Raw genomic sequence first — 16,982 nt, 5'->3', positions numbered from 1 at the left:
CATCACGCAGATCATAATAAGAGACATCATACTACTGTTACTCTTCGGCTAGCCCAAGTTAAAAAAATACAGCCTGCCCCGCCCGGCGGCCCGAGACCAGGGCGCCCTGCACGCTGCTGGTGTCCCGGTGGTCGCCGCACACGTACAGCCCCGCGAGCACCCGCACCGGTCGCCGGAAGTTGTGCGGCGGCGGCATCGCGGGAACGGCGTCCGGCAGGTGGCGCACGGTCAGGAACTCCCAGCCCGCGGTCGACGTCCCGTACAGCTCGGCCAGCCGGGCCCGGACGGCCGGTTCGAGGGTGGCCGGGCCGCCGGAGTCGAAACTGCGGCGCCCCAGCACCGTGGTGGCGATCAGCGCCCGGCCGGCGGGAGCGTACGAGGAGTGGAGCTCGCTCAGCACCAGGGAGTGCGAGACCAGCGGCGGGGCCCCGGCGGGCCGGTCGCCGTCCAGCAGCAGGACGGGCTCGTCCAGCGGCGGGCCGTCGGCCGCGTGGTAGTAGGTCGTGACGGGGTGGAAGCCGGGCAGGCGCAGCCCGGGCAGCAGCTCCGCGGCGGCCTGCGCGTCCGTCGCGACGACCACGGCCTGGGCGCCGATCCGCCCGTGGCCGGCTGTCTCCACGCCGTCCGCCGCGATCGAGGTGACCTGCACGCCCAGCCGGAGCGTCCCCGCCGGCAGGCCGGCCGCGAGCTGCTCCGGCACGGCGCTGATGCCGCCGGAGGGCAGGCAGAGGCGCCCGCGGGCGTAGGAGCGCAGCACCAGGTCGGCGACCCGGCTGCTGGTGCCGAGGGCCGGGTCGCTGAGCAGTGCGCCGAGCAGTGGCCGCAGGATGCCGTCGGCGGTGCGGGCGGGCAGGCCGCGTTCGGCCAGCGCGCGGGCCGCCGTGGTCTCGGGGCGGGCCAGCAGCCGCCCGGCCGGGGTGGCGGCCAGCCGGGTCAGCCAGGCGCCGAGCCGGGCGCGGTCGAGCGGGCCGGCGAGCGGTGCGCGGGCGCCTGCCTGCCACCCGCCCGGCTGCCACCCGCCGGCCTGCCGGGCGGGCAGCCACGGGCCGGGCGGCCGGGCGGCGGCAGGCTGCGGGTCGGCGGCCCGGTGGGTACGGCCGGCGCTGTGCACGAGGATGCCGGGGCCCAGCGGTTGCAGGTCGAGGCGGTCCAGGTCCAGGCGGCGCCGCAGTTCGGGGTGGGCGGTGTTCAGTAGGTGACTGCCCTGGTCGAGCCGGAAGCCGTCCAGTTCGCGGGCGGCCATCCGGCCGCCGATCCGGTCGGTGGTCTCCAGGACGTGGACGTTCAGGCCCCGGCCGGTCAGCGCGTGGGCGGCGGCCAGGCCTGCCAGTCCGGCGCCCACCACCACGACGTCGGGATCGGACTGGTGCCGGGAACGGCGGGTGAAGTCGTATGCGGGCACTGGCGTGCTCCCTCCCTGGTCCCGGGGCTTCGCCGACACAGGCAGCGGGGTGCCGGGACACGGTCCGCCCATGTGATGCCCCGTCAGTGCGGAGATCAGACGGGCCGGTCGGGCCGGATCCGGTGCCGGGGGAGGTAATCGGTTGCATGTTCCGGGGCGCGGTGACGGAGCGTGCGCCGGGCCGCCCGGATGACGGGCCGCCGGGCGCGGACGGTCACCGGGGGCTTGCAGCGCGCCTCTCGCGTGCTCCCGTGCGCCCCCCGACTCCCTGTGCGCCTGGTCCCCGGCAGGGGCGTACGGGGCTCCCGCAGCCCCCGGAAGGCGCCCGTCCGGCTACAGGGCGGCGCGTACCGCCGACCCGACGTCCGGGTGCCGGAACCGGAACCCGGCCTCCAGCAGCCGCCCGGGGACGACCCGGTGACTGCCAGCCACCTCCACCGCCAGCTCGCCCAGTACGGCCTTCAGCGCCGCCTCCGGCACCGGGAACGGCGTCGGGCGCCCGAGGGCCTTGCCCAGGGCCGCCGTCAGCTCACGGTTCGTCACCGGCTCCGGGGCGGTCAGATTCACCGGCCCCTCGATGTCCGGGTGGTCGATGAGGAAGCGCAGCGCCGCGATCTCGTCGGCCAGCGAGATGTAGCTCCAGTACTGCGAGCCCGACCCCAGCCGCCCGCCCAGGCCCAGCCTGAACAGCGGGAACAGCCGGGCCCCGGCGCCGCCCGCCGCCGACAGCACCAGACCGGTGCGCGGGTGCACGACCCGCACCCCGGCCTCGGCCGCGGGCCGCGCGGCGGCCTCCCACTCCACGCACACCTGCGCCAGGAAGTCGTCCCCGGCGGGCGAGTCCTCGTCGATCACCCGGTCGCCGGTCTGCCCGTAGTAGCCCACGGCCGAGGCACTGACCAGCACCCGGGGCGGCTGCCCGGCCTCCGCCAGCGCGGCGGCCAGCGTCTCGGTGCCGAGCACCCGGCTCTCCCGGATCTCCCGCTTGTAGCGGTCCGTCCAGCGGTGGTCGCCGACCCCGGCGCCGGCCAGGTGCACCACGGCCTCGACGCCGGCCAGCCCGGCGCGGTCGATCTCCATCAGGAGCGGGTTCCAGCCGATCGCCGTGGTCCCGTCGGCCTGCGGGCCGGTCCGTGAACGCCGGCGGACCAGCCGGACTACCTCGTGGCCGTCGGCGAGCAGCGAGCCGACCAGGGCGGAGCCGATGAATCCGGTGGAACCGGTGACCGCGATACGCATGCGGCCATCCTCGCAGCTCCGGCCTCTTCAGATCGGTAGACCACGGTGGTTAGCATGTCGCCCATGCGAGACGAGGATCTGATCATCCGTGCAGCCCGGCCGGAGGACGAGCAGGAGCTCGCCGTCCTCAACCGCGCCGCCTGGTCCTGGCTGAGCGACGTCTCCCCGCCGCCGCCCGACGGCGCCGGCATGTTCGACGAGCGGCACCCGCCGGAGCAGTACCTGCTCGCCCTGCTGGCCGGCCGGCTCGTCGGCTACGTCCGCCAGGTCCCGCCCACTCCGCTGGTGACCAACCAGCACGTCCGGCAGATCCAGGGCCTCGCCGTCGACGACTCCGTCCGCGGCCGGGGCATCGGCCGGGCCCTGGTCGAGGCGGCCTGCGAGGCGGCCCGCGCCCAGGGCGCCCGCCGGATCAGCCTGCGCGTCCTTGGCCACAACGCGCCCGCCCGCCGGCTCTACGAGCGCTGCGGCTTCCGGACGGAGGGCTCGCTGACCGAGGAGTTCCTGATCGACGGCCGGTACGTGGACGACATCTGGATGGCCCGCCGGCTCGTCGCCTGACGGCACCTGACGCCCTGACGCCCTGACGCCCTGCCGGCCCGCGGGCCCGCTGCCCGACGGCGCCCGGCGTCCGTCCGGCCGGCCGCGTGCCCCGGCCGGTGGCCGAACCGTGACAACAGGTACCGGACTGTCACAGACAGGCCCTGTCGACCACCCGCCCGGGCCCGGTACCTTGACGCGGTGAGCAACTCGACGCCCCCCGGTTGGTATCCCGCGCCCGGTACCGGAACAGGCGGCGCGGCCGCCCAGGAGCGCTGGTGGGACGGCAGCGCCTGGACCAGTGAGGTGCGCCCCGCCGCGCCCGTGGACGCGCCGCCGGCGGCCGCGCAGATCGCCGACGCCCCGACCCAAGCCTGGCAGGCGGCCCCGCCGGCCCCGCCCGCCGCGCCGCAGCCGGGCTACGGCTACCCGCCCGCTCCGGGCCAGGGGTACCCGCCGAGCGGCTATCCGGGAGTGCAGGGCCCGCCCGGCTACCCGCCGGCCCCGGGCTACCCGGTGGGCCCGCAGGCTCCGCAGCGCAAGAGCAACGCGGTGGTGATCAGCGTGGTCGCCGCCGTGCTGGTGGCCGGCGGGATCGCCGCCGGAGTCGCGCTCACCAGCGGCGACGGCCCGTCACCGCGCCCGCTGCCGACGATCGCCGTCCCGACGATCACGATGCCGACGCTCGACGTGCCGACCGTCCCGTCCTTCGACCCGAGCCCGACGGCCTCGCCGACCCGCCGGTCGAGCCCGACCCCCTCGCCGCGGGTCAGCCCGCCCGCGTCCGTCACCGGCACCGTCCCCGACGAACAGCACGGGATCACCGTGCCGGTGCTGTCCGGCTGGACGCAGACCACCCCCGGCAGCACCGCGACGGTCTTCCTGAGCAGCGGGTCGTACACCTGCCCGGGCGGCGGCACCTGCGTGCGCGGCCAGTTCGCCGTCAAGGCGGACTCGATCCAGGGCGCCTCGGCCCGGGCGGCGGCCGAGGCGGCGATGCCGCTCTACGCGCAGGCGATCTTCGACGGCCTCACCTCGCACACCGACGCGCGGTCCTCCACGGTCGTGGTGGCGGGGGTGAGCGGCTACGCGGTCCGCTGGCACGTCAGGACGAAGGACGGGCTCAGCGGCTACGTGCTGCTGGCCGCCGTCCCGGCGGAGAGCGGCGGCTTCGTGGTCTTCAACGGCGGCGTGGACGAGGATCCGCTGGCGCCCGGCCCGGCGGCGCTGGAGCAGATCCTGCTGGGCATCGAGCAGGACACCGCGGCCGGCAGCGGGGCCTGACCCGCCGCGGCCTGACCCGCCGCGGCCTGACCCGCGCCGTCCTGACCCGCGCCGTCCGGGCCCGGCCGCGGCGGCCGCCGGGAGCACCGCCCCGGCCGGTGCTCAGTCGCCGTAGCGCTCCCACAGCCGGGGGAACCGTTTCGCCATCGCCCCGGCGTCGGTGAAGTCCAGCGGCGAGCCCTCCGGGCCTGCCGCCTGCTCCAGCCCGAGGTCGGGCAGCGGCAGGCCGGTGAGCTGTTCGTAGGCCTCGTCGGCGGCGTAGCCGATGTCCTCGGCGTCGCCGTCCTCCTCCTCGTCGAAGTCGGGCACCAGGTCCGCGAGGTCGTCGGGTTCGGCCAGCGCGCCCTCGAAGACCTCGCGGCCCTGGCCGATCAGCCAGCACCGGAAGTAGTCGAAGGCGTCCTCCGAGGCGCCGTCCAGCAGCAGGTACGCGGCGCCCCAGAGGTCCGTCCAGTACGCGCGCTGGAAGCGTGCCTCGAACAGCCGGGCGAAGTCGATGACGTCGTCCGGCGTCAGCTGCGCGAGCCGCTCCACCAGCCGATCGGCCTGCTCGTCCGGGTCGCCTTCGGCGGCGGCCCGGGTCTCGTCGATGATCTGCCAGAAGTCCGTCTCGTACATCACCGCTCCAGCATCCCTGGTCGCCCGGGCAAACGCATGCGAAGAGGGGCGTGAAACGCGCAGCCCCCGCTCCGTCCGAGGACGAAACGGGGGCTGCGGCGGCAGGATCCCGGTGGTGCGGGGCCCGGCCGGGGAGCTTACAGGCCGAGGTCGCCCTCGAAGGCGCCCTCTTCCAGGCGGGCCTTGACGGCACCCAGGTAGCGGGCGGCGTCGGCGCCGTCCACGATCCGGTGGTCGTACGACAGGGCCAGGTAGACCATGTCGCGGACGGCGATCGTCTCGCCCAGGTCCGGGTGGTTGATGACCACCGGGCGCTTGACGGCTGCGCCGATGCCCAGGATCGCCACCTGCGGCTGGTTGATGATCGGGGTGTCGAAGAGCGCACCGCGCGAGCCGGTGTTGGTGATGGTGAAGGTGCCACCGCCCAGCTCGTCCGGGGTGACCTTGTTGTCCCGGGTGCGGGCCGCGAGGTCGGCGGTCTTCTTGGCGATGCCGGCGATGTTGAGGTCGCCCGCGTCGTGGATGACCGGGACGAGCAGGCCGCGCTCGGTGTCCACCGCGATGCCGACGTGCTCGGCGCCGTGGTAGGTGATGGTGCCCTCGGCCTCGTTGAACTGGGAGTTCACGACCGGGTGGGCCTTGAGCGCCTCGATGGAGGCCTTCACGAAGAACGGCAGCGGGGACAGCTTGACGCCCTCGCGGGCCTGGAAGCCGGCCTTCGCCTTGTTGCGCAGCCGCATGATGTTGGTGATGTCCACCTCGACCACGGTGGTCAGCTGGGCGGAGACCTGGAGGGACTCCACCATGCGCTTGGCGATCACCGAGCGCAGGCGGGAGATCTTGACCGTGGTGCCGCGCAGCGGGGAGACCGCGGCGACGGCGGCCGGGGCCTTGGCCGCGGGAGCTGCGGCGGCCGGCACGGCTGCGGCGGCCTTGGCGGCCTCCGCGGCGGCGATGACGTCCTGCTTGCGGATGCGGCCGCCGACACCGGTGCCGGTGACGTCGCCGAGGGCGACGCCCTGCTCGGCGGCGAGCTTGCGCACCAGCGGGGTGACGTAGGCGTCGGAGCTGTCGGCAGCGGGTGCGGCCGGTGCGGCGACGGGGGCCGGAGCAGCGACCGGAGCCGGGGCGGCGACCGGGGCGGGTGCGGCGACGGGGGCCGGAGCAGCGACCGGAGCCGGGGCGGCGGCGACCGGCGCGGGGGCCGGAGCAGCGACCGGAGCCGGTGCGGCGACCGGGGCCGGGGCGGCGGCGACAGCGCCGGCGACACCGATCAGGGCGAGCTGGGCGCCGACCTCGGCGGCCTCGTCCTCGGCGACCAGGATCTTCACCAGGACGCCGGCGACGGGCGACGGGATCTCGGTGTCGACCTTGTCGGTGGAGACCTCCAGCAGCGGCTCGTCAACCTCGACCGTGTCACCCTCGGCCTTCAGCCAGCGGGTGACGGTGCCCTCGGTGACGGACTCGCCCAGGGCGGGGAGCAGCACCGGGGTGGCGTCGCCGGCCGGAGCGGCGGCAGCGGGGGCGGCCGGGGCCTCGGCCACGGGAGCCGGAGCGGCAGCCACGGGAGCGGCCTCGGCGACCGGGGCCGGAGCGGCCGGGGCCGCCTCGGCGACCGGAGCGGCGGCGGGAGCCGGAGCGCCCGAGCCGTCGTCGATGACGGCCAGCTCGGTGCCGACCTCGACCGTCTCGTCCTCGGCGACCTTGATGGAGGCGAGGATGCCGGAGACCGGCGAGGGGATCTCGGTGTCGACCTTGTCGGTCGAGACCTCGAGCAGCGGCTCGTCGACCTCGACGCGCTCACCCTCGGCCTTGAGCCAGCGGGTGACAGTGCCCTCGGAAACGCTCTCGCCCAGCGCGGGCAGTGTTACTGAGACCGCCATGGTTTCAGCGACTCCTATCAAGTCTTGCGTACGGGATGGGGGAAGTGGGGAGGGGCGCGATCAGTCGTGCGCGTGCAGCGGCTTGCCGGCCAGCGCCAGGTGCGCCTCGCCGAGGGCCTCGGACTGCGACGGGTGCGCGTGGATGAGCTGCGCGACCTCGGAGGGCAGCGCCTCCCAGTTGTAGATGAGCTGGGCCTCGCCCACCTGCTCGCCCATGCGCGCGCCGACCATGTGGACACCCACCACGGCGCCGTCCTTGACCTGGACGAGCTTGATCTCGCCGGCGGTCTTGAGGATCTTGCTCTTGCCGTTGCCGGCCAGGTTGTACTTGAGCGTGACGACCTTGTCCTTGCCGTACAGCTCGACGGCCTTGGCCTCGGTGATGCCCACCGACGCGACCTCGGGGTTGCAGTACGTCACACGCGGCACACCGTCGTAGTCGATCGGCACGGCCTTCAGGCCGGCCAGCCGCTCGGCGACGAGGATGCCCTCGGCGAAGCCGACGTGGGCCAGCTGGAGGGTCGGGACGAGGTCGCCGACGGCCGAGATGGTGGGCACGTTGGTGCGCATGTACTCGTCGACGAGGACGTAGCCGCGGTCGGTCGCGACGCCGTTCTCCTCGTAGCCGAGGCCGGCCGAGACCGGGCCGCGGCCGATGGCGACGAGCAGCAGGTCGGCGTCGATCTGCTTGCCGTTCTCGGTCGAGACGCGCACGCCGTCGGCGGTGTACTCGACGCCGGAGAAGCGGGCCTTGAGCTCGAACTTGATGCCGCGCTTGCGGAACGCGCGCTCCAGCAGCTTGGAGGAGTTCTCGTCCTCCAGCGGGGCCAGGTGCGGCAGCGCCTCGACGATGGTGACGTCGACGCCGAAGGACTTCCAGACGGACGCGAACTCGACGCCGATGACGCCGCCGCCGAGGATCACGGCCGACTTCGGGATGCGGTCGAGCTTGAGCGCGTGGTCCGAGGAGATGACCCGGTCGCCGTCGATGTTCAGGCCCGGGAGGGACTTCGGCACGGAGCCGGTGGCGAGGAGGATGTGGCGGCCCTCGACGCGCTGGCCGTTGACATCGACCGAGGTCTGCGAGGAGAGCTTGCCCTCGCCGGTGATGTAGTGGACCTTGCGGGAGGCGACCAGGCCCTGCAGGCCCTTGTACAGGCCGGCGACGACGTCGTCCTTGTACTTGTGGACGCCCTTGATGTCGATGCCCTGGAACGTCGCCAGGACACCGAACTCGGCGGCCTCGCGGGTTTCGTCCGCGACCTCGGCCGCGTGCAGGAGAGCCTTGGTCGGGATGCAACCGCGGTGCAGGCAGGTGCCGCCCAGCTCCCCCTTCTCGATCAGGGCCACACTCAGGCCGAGCTGAGCGGCGCGGAGCGCCGCGGCGTAACCGCCGCTTCCGCCTCCGAGAATGACAACGTCGAAAACGGTGCTGGCGTCGTTCGCCACGTCACGTCCTCCATGCAAAGGGGTGCGGATCGCCGGGCCGGTCGCGGTCCGGTGGGTCGGGATGCCCTTGTAAGGCGTCCAGTCATGCCGGAAATACATCTTCGCACTTGTTCGCGGCGGCTGATGTCCCGGCCCGCCCCAGGGGCGGTCGAGCGGCTGGTCGCAGGGGGGTGAAAGTCCCGTACGTCAGGGTATAGCCGCAGCTCACAGCCCTGCCGTGGGTGGGGTGAGCGGTGCTCCGGGCGGCCGTGGGCCAGGGGAGTTCCGCACTGTGGAACAAAGTTTCGCCCGCAGCGAACAGGGATGCGACGGCCGCCGGTCTTATTACTGTGAGGTAACAGTCATTCGGAATGAAAAAGGCCCGGCGCCCGTTGAAGGGCGCCGGGCCGACCGGCCCGCAGGCCGGCGGTAAAACGGTGATCAGGCCTTGGCCCCGGGGGTCCCGGGCGCACCCGCGGCCGTCTGCTCGGCGAAACGCACGAGCGTGCGCACGCCGCTCGCGGTGCCGCCCTTGGGGGTGTAGCCGTACGGCGCGCCCTCGTGGAAGGCCGGGCCCGCGATGTCGAGGTGCGCCCAGTCGGTGCCCTCGGCGACGAACTCCTTCAGGAAGAGCCCGGCCACCAGGCCGCCGCCCATCCGCTCGCCCATGTTGGCCAGGTCGGCGATGCTCGACTCGGTCATGCCCTTGCGCAGGTCCGCGGGCAGCGGCATCGGCCAGGACGCCTCGCCGGCCTCCTGCGCCGTCGCGTGCAGCGTCTCGCGCAGCTCGTCGCTGTTGGACATCACACCGAAGGTGCGGTTGCCCAGCGCCAGCACCATCGCCCCGGTCAGCGTCGCCACGTCGACGATCACGTCCGGGTTCTCCTCGCCGGCCCGCACGATCGCGTCGGCCAGCACCAGCCGGCCCTCGGCGTCGGTGTTCAGCACCTCGACGGTCTTGCCGCCGTACATCCGCAGCACGTCGCCGGGGCGGGTGGCCGAGCCGGACGGCATGTTCTCGGCCAGCGCCAGCCAGCCGGTGACGTTCACGGCCAGGCCCAGGCGCTTGGCGGCGACCACGGCGGCGAACACCGCGGCGGCACCCGACATGTCGCACTTCATGGTCTCGTTGTGGCCGGCCGGCTTCAGCGAGATGCCGCCCGAGTCGTAGGTGATGCCCTTGCCGACGAAGGCGAGCGTCGCCTTCGCCTTCGGGTGGGTGTAGGCCACCTTCACCAGCCGCGGCGGGTTCTCCGAGCCGACGCCGACGCCGAGGATGCCGCCGAAGCCGCCCTTGGCGAGCGCCTTCTCGTCCAGCACCTCGACCTTGAGGCCGTGCTCCTTGCCGGCGGCCTGGACGATGGTCGCGAAGATCTTCGGGTTCAGGTCGTTCGGCGGGGTGTTGATGAGGTCGCGGGCGCGGTTCATCTCCTCGCCGACGGCCGTGGCGTGCTCGATCGCGGCCTTGGCGTCCTTGCTGCCCTTACGGGTGGTCAGCACGACGAACTCGCCGACCGGCTCCTTGCCGGCGCCGTTGCTCTTGTACGTGCCGTACGCGTACGCGCCGAGCAGGGCGCCCAGCGCGACCGCGCCGGTGTCGTCGGCCGACTCGGCCGGCAGCGCCAGCGCGACCTTCCGGGTGCCCGCCAGCGTCCGGGCGGCGACACCGGCGGCGCGGCGCAGCGTCTCCTCGGAGTAGCCGTCCCCGGCCTCGCCGAGGCCGACCGCCAGCACGAGCGGCGCCTTCAGGCCCGCGGGGGAGGGGACCTTGACGGCCTCGCCCTCGCCACCGCTCGCGCCCAGGGTGGTCAGGACCTCGGCCAGCTTGCCCCCGAACGCCTCGGCCACGGCCTCGGCACCGGGGGCCACGGTGATGCCCTTCGGGCCCTTCGCCACACCGACCACCAGGGCGTCCGCGCGCAGCGAGGCGGCGGAGGAGGTGCTCACAGACAATGCAGTCACGTATTCGCGTCCTGTTCTTTATGCGGTCCACGGCCGGGTGCGGCGGTGCTGCCGCACCGGCGTACCCCCGTGTCGCCGGCCGGTCCCGCCCGCCCGCTCCGGGTCCGGGACCTCTGGCGCGCGCGCCGCCTCCGGCGACCGCGCACACCAGAGGTCCCGGCTCCTCGGGGAAGAGCGGCCGGGCGGAACCTGCGGCGATGCAGAGCTACGGTGCTCCCCGCATGGTAGTCCGCATGCTGGGATCACGCCGCCCCCGGTACCGGTCGTAGCCGGTCACCGCCCCGGCGGCGCCTCACCGGGCCGACGGCTCCCACGGGTTGAGCGGGGCCCGGGAGGCGGCCACGGTTATCCCGCGCAGCGCCTCCGGGAGCTGCGGGCTCTGCGCCCACGGGATCAGCAGATCGGCCATCACGGCCCAGGCCCGGGCGGCCTCGTAGGGCTGGCCGTGCTCCGTCGCGAAGTTGATCAGGTTGGTGTACTTCCAGGCGGTGCGGAGCCAGGAGGCGGCCAGCCAGCGCGCCTCCGGCCCGGCGCCGGTCTGCCGCTGCTCGCGCCCGAGTTCCCGCTGGCGGGCCGTCACGAACGACCGCAGGGCGTCGTACTGGTCTCTGCCGGGCAGCCAGGGTTCGAGGTTCACGGGCGGACTCCTTCGTCCTCTTGTCCTCGGGCCGGGCGCGACGGGCCCACCGGTTCGTACCGGCGCGCCCGCGCCCGGGCTGATCAGGTGCCGGTGCGGTGCTACCCCGCCATCGCCAGGACGACCAGGCAGCCCGTCGCCGCGGTCTCCGCCATCGCGCCGAGCACGTCGCCGGTGATCCCGCCGAAGCGCCCCACGCAGCGCCGCAGCAGCAGCCCGGCGGCGAGCAGTCCGGCCGCCAGCGCGACCGGCAGCCGCAGGGCCGACCAGCCGTCACCGAGCCCGGCCAGGGCCGCCAGCAGCGCGGCGCCGGCCGAGACCGCGAGTGCCGCCGCAGGCGCCACCGTACTCGCGACCGTCGCGCCGAGGCCGCCGGGCCGGGCCGCGGGGACGGAGCGCAGGCAGCCCCAGGCGAGTGCGCAGCGCGCCGCCAGGGCGGCGGTGAGGACCGCGAGGGCGCCGCGCCAGAGCGAGGCCTCGAACTGGCCCGCCACGGCCGCGGCCTGGGCGAGCAGGGTGAGCAGCAGGGTCAGCACGCCGAAGGGGCCGATGTCGGACTGCTTCATGATCCGCAGTGCGTCCTCGGCGGGTCTGCCGCTGCCCAGGCCGTCCGCGACGTCGGCCAGGCCGTCCAGGTGCAGCCCCCGGGTCAGCGCGGCCAGTACGGCGAGCGCGGTGACGGCGCCGAGCAGGCCGCCGGCGCGCCAGGCGACCAGTGCGCCCGCCGCCGCGGCGAGAGCCCCCAGCACGACCCCGACCACCGGCGCGCAGAGCATCGCCCGCCCCGCCGTCGCCCGGTCCCACCGCTCGACCCGGACCCGGAGCACCGAGAGCGTGCCGAACGCGAACCGCAGGCCCTCCAGCCTCAGCGCGCCGGGCCCGGGGGCGGCGGAACCGGGCGCCCCTGACACCGCGTCAGACCCGGCCGAGCAGATCCGCCGCCGACGGCAGCTTCGGCTGCTCCTTCGGCTCCTCGGGCAGCACCGGGACGGCGGCGTGCTCGGCCAGCGTGTCCGCGGCCGCCTGGAGCAGCGGCAGGGACAGCAGCGCGCCCACGCCCTCGCCCATGGTGATCTTCTGGTCCTGCAACGGCGTCAGCGTCAGCCGGTCGTACGCCTTCGCCTGGGCGGGTTCGCCGCTCGACTGCCCGGCCCGCCACCACTCCGGCGCGCGGAACGCGATCCGCTGGGCGACCAGCGCGCACGCCGCCGAGACGACGCCGTCCAGGACGACCGGGAGCCGGCGCACCGAGGCCTGCAGCAGGAAGCCGGTGACCGCCGCGAAGTCCGCGCCGCCGGTGGCGGCCAGCAGGGCCAGCTGGTCGCCCAGCACCGGCCGCGCCCGCCGCAGCGAGTCGCGGACGGTGGCGCACTTGACCATCCACACCCGGTCGTCGATGCCCGAGCCCCGCCCGGTGACCGCCGCCGCGTCCGTCCCGCACAGGGCGCCGACCAGCACGGCCGCCACGGTGGTCGAGCCGACCCCGAGGTCGCCCAGCACCACCAGGTCGGTGCCGGCGTCGGCCTCCTCGTCGGCGACGGCCATCCCGGCGCGGAACGCCCGGGCGGCCTCCTCCGGGCTCAGCGCGTCCTCGACGTCGATCCGGCCGGAGCCGCGCCGCACCCGGTGGCGGACCACCTCGTCGGGGAAGTCGGAGGGATCGGCGTCCACCGCCACGTCGACGACCCGCACCCGGGCGCCGAAGCGCCGCGCGAGCACCGCGACCGGCGCCGTGCCGTCCAGCACGGCCCGCACCCGGGCGGCCGTCCCGCCGTCGGCGGGCAGCTCGGAGACCCCGAGCGAGGCCACCCCGTGGTCACCCGCGAACAGCAGCACCTTGGGCGCCGACACGGGCCGTACGGGGGAGTGCCCCTGCACGGACGCCAGCCAGCTGCCCAGCTCCTCCAGCTGGCCGAGCCCGCCACGAGGCCGGTCCAGCGCCTTCCAGCGCTCGTCGGCGGCCCTGCGGGCGCTCTCGTCGGGGCGCTCGACGAGGGAGGAGAACGTATCGAGATCCACGGTCGTGTCCATCGCCCCGAAGGCTACACGCCGCCGGCCACCATCCGGTGGCGGCCTCAGGACTGAGTCAGGGCCGCCGGCCGCCGGCACCGCCCTTCAGGGTGAGCACCTGTCCCGCCACCACCAGCAGCACCTGCTCCGAGGCGTCCGCCACCGCCATGTTCAGCCGCCCGAGGGCGTCCCGGAACCGCCGCCCCGCCGCCGTCCCGGGGACGACCCCCATCCCGACCTCGTTGCTGACCGCGATCACCTGGCGCCCCGTCGCCGCCCAGGCCGCCGCGAGCGCCTCGCAGCGCAGCTGCACCGCCCGCTCGCCGCCGGCCGCCCAGGCCGCGTCGTCCCAGGCGTCGCAGTCGTCCATCACCGCGGTCAGCCAGAGGGCCAGGCAGTCGATCAGCACCGGCGCCCGGTCCGCGCCGTCGCGCAGGACGGCCTCCAGGTCGCAGGTCTCGGCCGTCCGCCAGCTCGCCGGGCGCCGCTCCCGGTGCAGGCCGACCCGCTGCGCCCACTCCGGGTCGCCGTCCCGGATGCCGCCGGTGGCGACGTAGAGGACGTCGTCGTGTGCGGCGAGCAGCTGCTCGGCCCGGGTGGACTTGCCCGAGCGGGCGCCGCCGAGGATCAGGGTGCGGGGGAGTGACATGCCGTTCATCCTGCCCGACGAGGCGTAGGGGTGATCGCGGCGGGCAGGCTAGTGTGCACAACCGAACAGCGATGCAGCAGGGCAGCGAACCAGTCGTCAGCGGGAGGAGCCGGGCATGGTCTGGACGTGGCGGTACGAGAAGACGGACGGCACCCCGGTCACCCCGGCCGGTGGCCAGGAGGAGTTCCCGGGGCAGGGCGACGCGGAGTCCTGGATCGGCGAGAGCTGGAAGCAGCTGGCGGAGGACGGCGTCGACACCGCCGTCCTGCTGGACGACGACCGCGTCATCTACTCGATGAGCCTGCACGAGGCCTGAGCCGCGACGCCGGGCCGCGCACCGCCCCGAAGGGCGGGCAGCCGCTACTTGCCGCCGATGACGTGCAGCAGCGCGGCTATCCGGCGGTAGGGGTCGGTCCGGCCGGCGCGTTCCTCGGCGTCCAGGAGCTGGGCGAGGCGGCGGCCGTCGACGGGCGGCGCCGCGTCGTCCGGCGCGTTGTCGGTGAAGACCCGTACGCCGTACCACTGCTTGAGCGGTACGGAGACCTCGGCGAGCGTGACGGTCAGGTCGGCGAGCCGGTCGGCGCGGGCGGTGAGGCCCAGGCGGTTGTAGTAGCGGTCGCTCTCGAAGGCGTCCAGCGCGGCGCGCCAGTCGCCGGCCGCGCCGGGGCGCATCGCCAGCGCGTCCCGGTTGCGGACCACGAGGGAGAGGACGCCGCCGGGGGCGAGCAGCCGGGCCAGTGAGGCGATCATCGGGTCCGGGTCGGGCAGGTACATCAGGACGCCGTGGCAGAGGACCACGTCGAAGCTCCGCGCGCCGAACCAGCGCCCGCACTGGTGGCCGTCGCCGCTGAGCAGCTGGACCCGGCCGCGGACGTCGTCCGGCTCCTGGGCCAGTGCGCCCTGGGCGACGCCGAGGGTGACCGGGTCGGAGTCGATGCCGGTGACGTAGTGGCCGGCCCGGGCCAGGCGCAGCGCCTGGGTGCCCTGGCCGCAGCCGACGTCCAGGACGCGCTGGGCGGTGCGCCCGGTGAGCTGTTCGGCGAGCTGCCTCGCCACCATCTCCTGGCGGACCAGGTTGCGCAGGCCGCCCTGGCGCTCCAGCCAGGGGCCGGCCCCGCCGGCGAACGATCCGCTGCGGGACGGCAGCCGGTCGTGGCTCCCGCCGCCCTGGCCGGGCAGCGCGTAAAGGCCGGGCCCCTCCCAGGTCGGAGGGGCCCAGCCCGAGTTCACCGGCTCGGCGGTCAGGGCTTGGCCCCGCGCTGCACCTGGGGCTTGGGCAGCCGCAGGCGGCGCATCTGCAGGATGCGCATCAGGCCGTACGCGACGGCGCCCTTGGTGTTCTGTCCGGGGAACCGCTCGGCGAACTGCTTGCGCAGGCCGAGGCCCAGGCGCACGAAGTCGAGGATCACCAGGACGAAGAACAGCAGGAAGAGCAGGGTGGAGAGCAGCTGGAGGGCCGGGACCCGCACCACGCTGAGGATCAGGATGACCACGGCGGCGGGCAGGAAGAACTCGGCGAGCGACCAGCGGGCGTCCACGTAGTCCCGGGCGAACTTGCGCACCGGGCCCTTGTCGCGGGCCGGCAGGTAGCGCTCGTCGCCCTCCAGCAGCGCGGTGCGCTGCTTCTCCCGCTCGGAGCGCATCCGCTCGCGCGACTGGCGGGCGGCCTCCTTGCGGTCCTTGGGGACGACCACCCGGGTACGCCGGTTGGCCTCGGCCTCACTGCGCTTGGGCGTGGGCCGGCCCTTCTTCGCCTGCGGATCGCGGGCCTGGCTCGTATCGTCCTGCTTCTCCAGCACTACGGCGGAGGCAGAGGCATCGTCTGAACGGCGTCGGAACACACCCCCAGCGTACGGGGTGGACGGCCGCTTCCTCCCGTGCCCTTGGACCCAAACAGATATCGATCAACGAACCGAGGTTTCCGGGGGCTCCTCGGCGCGTCCATTACGGGGTTTCCTCCTCCTGCCGGATCATGGAACCGGGGTCGGATTCCACCCCCGGGATGAGGCGCCGGCAGGGTCGGCTGTAGCAGTCTTGTTGCAGGCAGGTGCACTGCGGCGATTGCCTCGCTGCACATACACTCGTCGTGTCTGGTAACGAGTTACAGTCCGCAGCCCGGAGAAGGGGGCACCCGAGGCCCATGAGCGACGGAATCATGAAGCGTATGGGGCTGATCTTCAAGTCCAAGGCCAACAAGGCCCTGGACCGTGCAGAAGATCCGCGTGAAACGCTCGACTACTCGTACCAGAAGCAGCTCGAACTGCTGCAGAAGGTGCGCAGGGGAGTGGCCGACGTGGCCACCTCGCGCAAGCGCCTGGAGCTCCAGCTGACCCAGCTGCAGCAGCAGTCCGCGAAGTACGAGGACCAGGGCCGCAAGGCGCTCTCGCTCGGCCGGGAGGACCTCGCGCGCGAGGCGCTGACCCGCAAGTCCAACATGCAGTCGCAGATCACCGACCTGCAGGTGCAGTACGAGCAGCTGCAGGGCGAGGAGGAGAAGCTCACGCTGGCCTCCCAGCGGCTGCAGGCCAAGGTGGACGCCTTCCGGACGAAGAAGGAGACCATCAAGGCCACCTACACCGCCGCCCAGGCGCAGACCCGGATCGCGGAGTCCTTCTCCGGGATCTCGGAGGAGATGGGCGACGTGGGCCTGGCGATCCAGCGGGCCGAGGACAAGACGGCCCAGATGCAGGCCCGTGCGGGTGCCATCGACGAGCTGCTGGCCTCCGGTGCGCTGGACGACGCGAGCGGCCTCGGCCGCAAGGACGACATCGAGGCCGAGCTGGAGCGGGTGGCCGGCGGCTCCGACGTCGAGCTGGAGCTCGCCAGGATGAAGGCCGAGCTGACCGGCGGCAGCCCGGCCGCGCAGCCCGCGATCGAGCAGGGCAGGCCCGGGGCGCAGGACAAGCAGGACAACCCGGGGACGATCAACTACAACAAGTGACCCGGCTCCCTCGACGGCGGCCATGACAGCAGGGAGACGCAGCGCATGATCATGAGGGTCATGGGTGAAGGGCAGTTCCAGGTGGGCGACGACCACCTGCACCGCCTCAACGAGCTGGACGACGAACTGCTGCGTGCGCTGGAGTCGGGGGACGAGGGGCACTTCCGGGCGGCACTGGACAGCCTGCTGGTGGCCGTGAAGGAGTACGGCACCCCGCTGCCGGACGACTCGCTGGAGCCGTCCGACCTGATCCTGCCGAACGTGGGGGCGACGATCGACGAAGTCCGGCAGCTGCTGCGGGCCGAGGGCGACGGGCTCATCCCGGGCATCCCCGAGTACGGATAGGCAGCCGCACGGATAAGGGCGGGCACCCCCTCGGGGGTGCCCGC

Annotated in this window: 16 protein-coding genes and 1 pseudogene; 5 read left to right on the top strand and 12 right to left on the bottom strand. The window is 74.0% G+C overall.

Annotated elements, in window-relative coordinates:
- Positions 1-58 precede the first annotated feature (58 nt).
- Together ACFUK0_RS35780 and ACFUK0_RS35775 are read right to left on the bottom strand one after the other, a co-directional pair.
- The gene (locus ACFUK0_RS35780) at positions 59-1,402 is read right to left on the bottom strand and encodes an FAD-dependent oxidoreductase (protein ID WP_380257421.1); all 1,344 of its coding nucleotides are present in this window, start codon (positions 1,400-1,402) and stop codon (positions 59-61) included.
- 333 nt (positions 1,403-1,735) lie between these two features.
- The gene (locus tag ACFUK0_RS35775) at positions 1,736-2,641 is read right to left on the bottom strand and encodes a TIGR01777 family oxidoreductase (RefSeq protein ID WP_380257419.1); all 906 of its coding nucleotides are present in this window, start codon (positions 2,639-2,641) and stop codon (positions 1,736-1,738) included.
- Positions 2,642-2,704: 63 nt separating this feature from the next.
- On the opposite strand from ACFUK0_RS35775, the gene ACFUK0_RS35770 reads away from it, so the two are divergent.
- Positions 2,705-3,202: a GNAT family N-acetyltransferase gene (locus ACFUK0_RS35770; protein ID WP_380257417.1), complete on the top strand. Its 498-nt coding sequence runs from the start codon at positions 2,705-2,707 to the stop codon at positions 3,200-3,202.
- Between the two features lie 180 nt (positions 3,203-3,382).
- Complete coding sequence (locus tag ACFUK0_RS35765; RefSeq protein ID WP_380257415.1) at positions 3,383-4,465, top strand: DUF2510 domain-containing protein; 1,083 nt, start codon at positions 3,383-3,385, stop codon at positions 4,463-4,465.
- A gap of 102 nt (positions 4,466-4,567) precedes the next feature.
- Here ACFUK0_RS35765 and ACFUK0_RS35760 read toward each other — a convergent pair whose 3' ends face one another.
- From ACFUK0_RS35760 to cobU, 8 genes and pseudogenes are all read right to left on the bottom strand, one after another.
- Entirely contained in the window at positions 4,568-5,083 is a 516-nt protein-coding gene (locus ACFUK0_RS35760) for a DUF4240 domain-containing protein (RefSeq protein ID WP_380257425.1), read from the bottom strand.
- 137 nt (positions 5,084-5,220) lie between these two features.
- Entirely contained in the window at positions 5,221-6,966 is a 1,746-nt protein-coding gene (sucB, locus tag ACFUK0_RS35755; protein WP_380257413.1) for a 2-oxoglutarate dehydrogenase, E2 component, dihydrolipoamide succinyltransferase, read from the bottom strand.
- A 60-nt stretch (positions 6,967-7,026) separates the two neighbouring features.
- Positions 7,027-8,415 (bottom strand): dihydrolipoyl dehydrogenase, encoded by a 1,389-nt coding sequence (lpdA, locus tag ACFUK0_RS35750; protein WP_380257411.1) that lies wholly within the window; start codon positions 8,413-8,415, stop codon positions 7,027-7,029.
- 420 nt (positions 8,416-8,835) lie between these two features.
- Entirely contained in the window at positions 8,836-10,356 is a 1,521-nt protein-coding gene (locus ACFUK0_RS35745; protein WP_380257409.1) for a leucyl aminopeptidase, read from the bottom strand.
- Between the two features lie 292 nt (positions 10,357-10,648).
- Entirely contained in the window at positions 10,649-10,993 is a 345-nt protein-coding gene (locus tag ACFUK0_RS35740) for a hypothetical protein (RefSeq protein WP_380257407.1), read from the bottom strand.
- A gap of 101 nt (positions 10,994-11,094) precedes the next feature.
- Positions 11,095-11,904: an adenosylcobinamide-GDP ribazoletransferase gene (locus ACFUK0_RS35735; protein ID WP_380257405.1), complete on the bottom strand. Its 810-nt coding sequence runs from the start codon at positions 11,902-11,904 to the stop codon at positions 11,095-11,097.
- A 4-nt stretch (positions 11,905-11,908) separates the two neighbouring features.
- Entirely contained in the window at positions 11,909-13,024 is a 1,116-nt protein-coding gene (gene cobT / locus ACFUK0_RS35730) for a nicotinate-nucleotide--dimethylbenzimidazole phosphoribosyltransferase (RefSeq protein WP_380257403.1), read from the bottom strand.
- Positions 13,025-13,079: 55 nt separating this feature from the next.
- Positions 13,080-13,640 (bottom strand): annotated as a pseudogene (cobU, locus tag ACFUK0_RS35725) (bifunctional adenosylcobinamide kinase/adenosylcobinamide-phosphate guanylyltransferase); the annotation flags it as partial.
- Positions 13,641-13,767: 127 nt separating this feature from the next.
- Between cobU and ACFUK0_RS35720 the strand changes: the two are divergent.
- Positions 13,768-13,968: a hypothetical protein gene (locus ACFUK0_RS35720; RefSeq protein ID WP_380257401.1), complete on the top strand. Its 201-nt coding sequence runs from the start codon at positions 13,768-13,770 to the stop codon at positions 13,966-13,968.
- Positions 13,969-14,012: 44 nt separating this feature from the next.
- Here the strand turns inward: ACFUK0_RS35720 and ACFUK0_RS35715 are convergent, their stop codons facing one another.
- Positions 14,013-14,711 (bottom strand): class I SAM-dependent methyltransferase, encoded by a 699-nt coding sequence (locus tag ACFUK0_RS35715; protein WP_380257423.1) that lies wholly within the window; start codon positions 14,709-14,711, stop codon positions 14,013-14,015.
- A 182-nt stretch (positions 14,712-14,893) separates the two neighbouring features.
- Positions 14,894-15,451, bottom strand: a complete 558-nt coding sequence (locus tag ACFUK0_RS35710; protein ID WP_380257399.1) for a DUF3043 domain-containing protein — start codon at positions 15,449-15,451, stop codon at positions 14,894-14,896.
- A 341-nt stretch (positions 15,452-15,792) separates the two neighbouring features.
- On the opposite strand from ACFUK0_RS35710, the gene ACFUK0_RS35705 reads away from it, so the two are divergent.
- A complete protein-coding gene (locus ACFUK0_RS35705) occupies positions 15,793-16,593 on the top strand; it encodes a PspA/IM30 family protein (protein WP_380257397.1) in 801 nt (266 codons plus the stop codon).
- Positions 16,594-16,638: 45 nt separating this feature from the next.
- Entirely contained in the window at positions 16,639-16,938 is a 300-nt protein-coding gene (locus ACFUK0_RS35700; protein ID WP_380257395.1) for a hypothetical protein, read from the top strand.
- The last annotated feature ends 44 nt before the right edge of the window (positions 16,939-16,982 follow it).

Source organism: Kitasatospora sp. NPDC057223 (assembly GCF_042669755.1).
GTDB lineage: Bacteria > Actinomycetota > Actinomycetes > Streptomycetales > Streptomycetaceae > Kitasatospora.
Note: the sequence above shows the minus strand (reverse complement) of the source record. Positions and strands in the feature narration are given on the sequence as shown.